Genomic DNA, 6090 nt, shown 5'->3' with positions numbered 1-6090 from the left:
GACTGCGGGGCGGGCGCCCCCGGGAAGATGGGGGCGCCCGCCCCGCAGTCGTGGTCTCGGACCTGGACGGCACACTGCTGGACGCGGACCGCAAGGTCGGCGAACGCACCCGCCGAGCTCTCACCGCCGCCGTGGCCGACGGCGTGCATCTGGTGCTCGCCACTGCACGGCCCGCCTGGTCGGCCCGGAAGGTCCTGGGGCCCCTGCGCGGACTGGGCGCGTCCCTCGTCTCCTCCAACGGAGCCGTCACCGGCGGCCTGGACGACCCCCGGCCGCGGCGGGTCCGCGCCATGGACCCGGCCCGGGTGCGCGAGGCGCTGGCCCTGCTCGGACCGGCTCCCTGGGCGGTGGACCGCCTCTCCGGCCGGCTGCTCGGGCCCGACTGGCCGGACATCCTCAGCAGTGGCGGCGCGGAGGCGCCCCGGGTCGCGGAGGTGCCGGACGGCGAGGAGGTCCTGTGCCTGATGGCCCGGCGCGCCTGCCCTCCCTCGCCCGACTTCCTCGCCCCCGCGGGTCTCACCTGGACCTCCTCGGACGCGGGCCTCGTCGAGGTCTCGGCGCCTGGGGCCGACAAGCGGTCCGCCGTCTCCTGGCTTCTTGCCGGCCGCGGCCTCGACTGGAGCACTGTCGTCGCCTTCGGCGACGCGCCCAACGACATGGCTCTGCTCAGCGCGGCCGCCACGGGCGTGGCGATGGCCAACGCCAGTTCTGACGTACGGTCTTCGACAACGGAACTGACGGATAATCATGACGAGGACGGGGTGGCCAAGTGGCTGGAGAGGAACCTCCTGTGAACGAAGTGAACCCTCCCGGCGGCCCGCCGGCGGGGAAGGTCTGGATAGTCGGCGGGCCGGGCTGCGGCAAGTCGACCCTCGCAGGGCTGCTTGCGGAGCCCGGCGCGCCCCCGGTCCGCCTGGACGCCCTGTTCTGGGGACCGGGCTGGACGCCGGTGCCGGAGGACAGGTTCCTCGCGGAGATCCAGAAGGCGCTGGAGGCCCAGCGCTGGGTGGTCGACGGCCAGTTCCCCGCCGCCGTCGCGGCCTACGCGCACACCGCCGACTGCGTGGTCTGGGTCGACCCGCCGCTGCGCGTCGCCTGGCCCCGGCTGCTGCGCCGCACCCTGAGCCGCTGGATCCGCCGGGAGGAGCTGTGGGGCGGCACCCGGGAGACCTTGTGGACGGTCGTCGGCCCCCGGTCGATCCTCTGGTACGCCCTGAAGGTGCGGGCGGAACAGCAGCAGGCCAACCTCGACCTGTTCGCACGCCTGTCGGAGACCGGTGTGCGCCTCATCCGGTTCCGAGGCGGCGACGTACGGAACCTTGTCGGCCGGATCGCACGGTGATCCGCTTCAGGCCGACGGAACAACCCTCTTGTCAACGTCGGGAGTCACCCATGGATGTCCGCACCTACGACACGGTCGGCGCGCTGCCCGCCGCCGACTGGGGAACCCTCACTTCCGGGTCCACCCTCTACTCGACCACGGGCTTCCAGAGCGTGCGGGAGGAAGAACTGCCACAGGGTGCACGGGCCCGCCGCATCACGGCCCACGGCACCGACGGCACCGCGGTGGCCGGTATGGAGACCTACACGTTCACCCGGCCTCCCCACGCGCTCTACACGCCCGCCGATCTGCTCACCGGCCTCATCGGCGAGGAGCGCCACGCCGCTGTCGCCTCGCGTCCGCTGGCGATCGGCGCGGGCTGGTCGGAGTTCCGCGGCCAGGTCGTCCACCACCCGGACGCCGGTCCCCAGCAGCGGGCGGTGGCTGTCGAGGCGCTGGCCGCCGAGGCCCTGAACTTCGCCAAGGGGGCCGAGGCCTCCGTCCTCGCCTACTACTACCTCACCCGTGAGGACGCGCTCGACATCGCCCGCGCCCACGAGCACGCGGGGGCCATCGTCCTCTTCCACGACGTGGAGACGGTGCTCCCGATCGGCCTCTGGGACGGCCTGGACGACTACTACGCCTGGCTCCCCGCCAAGCGGCGCCCCCGCGCCCGGCGCGAGGTCCGCACCTTCCGCGACAGCGGGCGCACCATCCGGGAGGTGGCTCTGCCCGAGGTCGTCGACCGCGTAGCCCCGCTCAACAGCGCCCTCATGCGCAAGCACGGCCACGACTACGGGGTTGAGCGGGCGGCGGAGGTCTACGGCCGGCAGGGACGGTACCTGGGCGATCTCAGCACCCTGCTGCTGGCCGAGGAAGGCGACAGCCCCGTCGGCTTCGCCCTGCGGTACCACCACCAGGACATGCTCTACGCCCGCGTGGCGGGCTTCGACTACGACTTCGCCAACAAGGCGGACTACTTCAACCTGGTCTTCTACCAGCCGATCGACCAGGGAACAGGGCGGTCCACCAGCGCCATCCACCTCGGCCTGGGGACCTTCGAGGCGAAGCTGAGCAGGGGAGCCCAGCCGGTTCCCCTGTACACGGTGCTCGTGGGCGTGGACCAGCCTCTCGAGGCCGATCCCGACGCCGTACGGGAACGCAACCGGCAGGAGACCGAGGCGTTCGGGGACGCGCACGCGCGGCACGTCGTCGGTGGGCTCGACACGAAGGAATGGCAGCTGTGAACAGGCGCACCGCCCCGAGGACCGGATCGTGCGGGAGGAGGCCCGGCCGTGACTGAGACCAGGCACCTGGCGTCGATCGGCGAGATCGACCGCGCCACCTGGGACTCCCTGGCGCCCGCCTCCTGCTTCTACCTGAGCCACGGCTGGCTCGCCGGGCAGGAGCGTCCCGACTTCGCCACGGCCGCCTACACCGTGGTGTCGTCGGGGAGCGGGCTGCTCGCCGCCACCCCGTCCTACGACTTCCCCGCCGAGAACGCCCCGCCCCTCCCGCCGGTCGCAGCCGACCGCAAGGTCCTGCGCGTCGGCACCCGTACCGGATACCACAACGAGTTCCTGCTCGCCGGGACCGAGGCCGAACAGCGCTCCGCGCTGGCTGAGTTGGTCGAGGGCCTCGCGGACCACGCCGCCGGCCTCGGCCGCGACGCCCTCCTCTTCGACTTCCTCACCACCGACAGCCTGCGGCTGCTCGCCGGTCTGTTCCCGGTCCGCGCCCAGCTGCGCAGTGCCGAGGCCGTGGTCCACAACGAGGGAGGCACCTTCGAGTCGTACCGGCGGCTGCTCGGACGGAACGTGCGCAAGCGCGACTACGAGGTGCGCAAGTTCGAGCGGGCCGGGCTGCGGCTGGAGACGGCACCCCTGTCGGCGTGCGTGGACGAACTCGCCCCCTTGATCGGCCAGACCATGGACCGCTACGACGCCTCCTTGGACCTGGCGGAGATCCGGACGTTCCTCAAGGCCCAGGCCGAGCATCTGGACGGCCTCAGCACGGTGTTCCGCGTCGTCGACGAGGAGGGCGGCCTGGTCGGCGGGCACGTCGCCTTCGCCTGGCGGGAGATGCTCTACGCCCGGGTGGCCGGCTTCGACTACACCCGGACCAAGGACGCGTACGAGTACTTCAACGCCGTCTACTACGGACCGCTGCGCCACATGGAGCGGCACGGGCTCAACGCCCTCCACCTCGGCCTGTCGGCGGTCGAGGCCAAGGTCAGGCGCGGAGCGCGACTCCACCCCGTATGGGCGGCGGTGCTGACCCTGCCGCTGGTCCGGGGTGCCGGCCTGACCCGCGACGCCGCCGCCGACCAGGCTCTGGCCGACTCGGTGCGGGCCGAGGCGGGCGGCGGGATGGACGACGAGGAGTGGGAGCTGAGCCGGGTCACCCCGCTCTGACCTCCGCGGCGGTCACCGCGGGGCGCCGAAGGGAAGCGGCACCCCGCGGCATGGTCTCACCTGCGGGCGGGCCAGAGGGTGGGGCAGAAGTCCGGGTCGGCGTAGTCCGGCTCCCCGGCCGGGGTCCGCCGTACCAGGGCGTCGTGCTTGTAGGGCTGCTGGCGGCCTTCGGAGTTCCGGTAGTGCTGGTAGGTGTTGGTGCCGTCCTGAAGGTGGAACGAGATCGCCCGCCGGGGGGCAGGACTGCGGTTGGGGCCGCTGCCGTGGTACAGCAGGCAGTGGTGGAAGGTCATGTGGCCCCGGGGAATGTGCACGGGGACCCGCTCGACACTCGCGCCGTTGCGCTCCGCGTCCCCTTCCAGCAGGTATTCGCGGGCCACGTCCGCCGGGTCACCGGTCGGCCGCTCGGCGCCGTGACGCCGCTTCCACCGGTGGCTTCCCGGCACCATCGTGATGGTGCCTGTCTCCTCCGTGCAGTCATGGAAAGGGATGAAGGCGGTCAGCATGTTGTCGGACGAACAGGTGGGCCAGAAGTATTTGTCGAAATGCCATGAGACGATGTTCGACGTTTCTTCGGGGGCCGCCGGTTTGTAAATCAGAGTCGCCATGAAAGTGCGTATCTCCGGAGTTCTCGCGAGGCGTGCGGCCACGGCGGCCACTACGGGTTTGCGGAGAATTCCGGCAATGGCTTCATTCCGGTAATGAATATAGTCGTTGTTGCGCTGGATCTCGCCGTCGGCGGGGGTCCAGTCGGCTAGCCGATCCGGTTGGGCCGGCAACTCGCGGTCGCGCTGACCTGCGTAGAAGCGTTCGCTGGCCTGAGTCAGGGCCTCGGTTTCCGCGTCGCTGAGCAGCTTCTGCGAAAGGTACCAGCCAGTCTTCTCGTAGCGCAGGACATCCTCGTCCGACGGTAGTAGCCGCAATTCTTCTTCCGTCAGTACCGAATACTCCGACACCATATCCTCATCTCTCCGAACGTCTGTCGGATCGTCGGGCCTGACCACACCCTAGCGAACGGATGGGGCGTGTGCTAGGTTAATTTCTCAATGGTCCGATCGGGGGATGGAATGGCGATCCTAGACGAGGAAGTCCGGGTTCTCCTCAAGGGGAACAGGGATTTCCGGAATGTGTGGGCGGGGGAGTCGGCCGCCCATTTCGGGACCCAGCTGACCAATTTCCTGTTGCCTCTGGTCGCGGTGACCGCCCTGCACGCCAGCGGCACCGAGGTGGGCCTCATCTCCGCCGTGCAGTTCATCCCGATCGTCCTGCTGTCGCTGGTCGCCGGGGTGGTGGTCGACCGCCACCCGCCCCGCCGCACGCTGGTGATCACCAGCGTGGCCCGCGGTGCCGCGCTCGCGCTCCTGGGCCTCGCGCAGGCCACCCAGGGGCTGACGATCACCCATGTGGTGGCGGCTGCCGCGGTCATCGGCACGGCGACCGTCTTCTACGAGGTCGCCTACCAGTCCACCATCCCCAAGATCGTCGCCGTGGACTCCATCCCCTCGGCCAACGGACTGCACCAGGCCACCTACTCCGTCAGCCAGCTCGCCGGTCCCTCGGCGGCCGGCTTCCTCGTCGGCAAGCTGGGGCTCTCGCCCACCTTCGCCGTCGCCGCCGCCTTCTTCGTCGGAGCCACTCTCAGCGGAGCACTGCTGCGTGACGTCAAGGCACCCGGCGTACCGCGGCAGTCGGCGCTGCGCACGATCGGATCAGGGCTGCGGTACACCTGGTCCCTGCGCCCCCTGCGCGACCTCTGCACGCAGGCGGGCCTGTCCAACCTGCACGAGCAGTGCTTCCTCACCGTCTTCCTTATCTTCGCCGTCCGTGAGCTGGGCCTCAGTGGCACGGCGATCGGTCTGGTCATCGGCATCGGCAGCGCCGGCGCGCTGGCCGGCTCGCTGGTGGCGGCGCGCATCGGCGCCCGGACGACCGTGGGCCGTACCCTCACCGGCGGCGTGGTCCTCGCCGCCGCCGGTCTCCTCCTCGTCCCGCTCGGGGTCGTCTTCGACCTCGGCGTCGTCGCCCTGGTGGCCCTCCTCGCCCTAGCCTTCGTCGTGAACGGCTTCGGGGTGGCACTCTTCAACGTCTTCGCGGTGAGCCTCCGGCAAGCCATCCCGCCCGAGCACCAGTTGGGCGCGGTCACCGCCAGCTACCGGCTGGTGGCCCTGGGGACGCTGCCGNNGCCGACCGCGCCATCTGGGTCGTCGGGGTCTCGTACCTGTGCGTCTCGTTCTGGCTGATGTTCTCGCCGCTTCGTTCCGCCACCACTCTCGAACAGGCCCGCGCGCTGGGCGTGCGCCCGGGGTCCGGAGAGACCGTCGGCGAGCAGACCCCCGCCCCCTGACCGGCCCCGCA

Annotated in this window: 5 protein-coding genes and 1 pseudogene; 5 read left to right on the top strand and 1 reads right to left on the bottom strand. The window is 70.9% G+C overall.

The window, feature by feature from the left end; all coding sequences use genetic code 11:
* The 4 genes from BFF76_RS29725 to BFF76_RS29710 form a co-directional block, all read left to right on the top strand.
* On the top strand, nucleotides 1-794 hold a 794-nt coding region (locus BFF76_RS29725; RefSeq protein ID WP_141695699.1), incomplete at its 5' end, for an HAD family hydrolase.
* Entirely contained in the window at nucleotides 791-1342 is a 552-nt protein-coding gene (locus tag BFF76_RS33175; protein ID WP_053929335.1) for a P-loop NTPase family protein, read from the top strand. The genes BFF76_RS29725 and BFF76_RS33175, both read left to right, overlap by 4 nt.
* Nucleotides 1343-1392: 50 nt before the next feature.
* The gene (locus BFF76_RS33170) at nucleotides 1393-2568 is read left to right on the top strand and encodes a GNAT family N-acetyltransferase (RefSeq protein ID WP_065849464.1); all 1176 of its coding nucleotides are present in this window, start codon (nucleotides 1393-1395) and stop codon (nucleotides 2566-2568) included.
* Nucleotides 2569-2616: 48 nt separating this feature from the next.
* Nucleotides 2617-3735, top strand: coding sequence for a GNAT family N-acetyltransferase (locus BFF76_RS29710; protein WP_031099672.1), 1119 nt, complete (start codon nucleotides 2617-2619; stop codon nucleotides 3733-3735).
* Between the two features lie 56 nt (nucleotides 3736-3791).
* Here the strand turns inward: BFF76_RS29710 and BFF76_RS29705 are convergent, their stop codons facing one another.
* Nucleotides 3792-4694 (bottom strand): phytanoyl-CoA dioxygenase family protein, encoded by a 903-nt coding sequence (locus BFF76_RS29705; protein WP_031099671.1) that lies wholly within the window; start codon nucleotides 4692-4694, stop codon nucleotides 3792-3794.
* A gap of 87 nt (nucleotides 4695-4781) precedes the next feature.
* Between BFF76_RS29705 and BFF76_RS34790 the strand changes: the two are divergent.
* A pseudogene (locus BFF76_RS34790) lies at nucleotides 4782-5915 on the top strand (MFS transporter); the annotation flags it as partial.
* Nucleotides 5916-6090 lie beyond the last annotated feature (175 nt).

Source organism: Streptomyces mutomycini, assembly GCF_001700505.1.
Taxonomy (GTDB): domain Bacteria; phylum Actinomycetota; class Actinomycetes; order Streptomycetales; family Streptomycetaceae; genus Streptomyces; species Streptomyces mutomycini.
The sequence above is the reverse complement of the archived record's forward strand: the minus strand, read 5'-3'. Positions and strand labels throughout refer to the sequence as shown.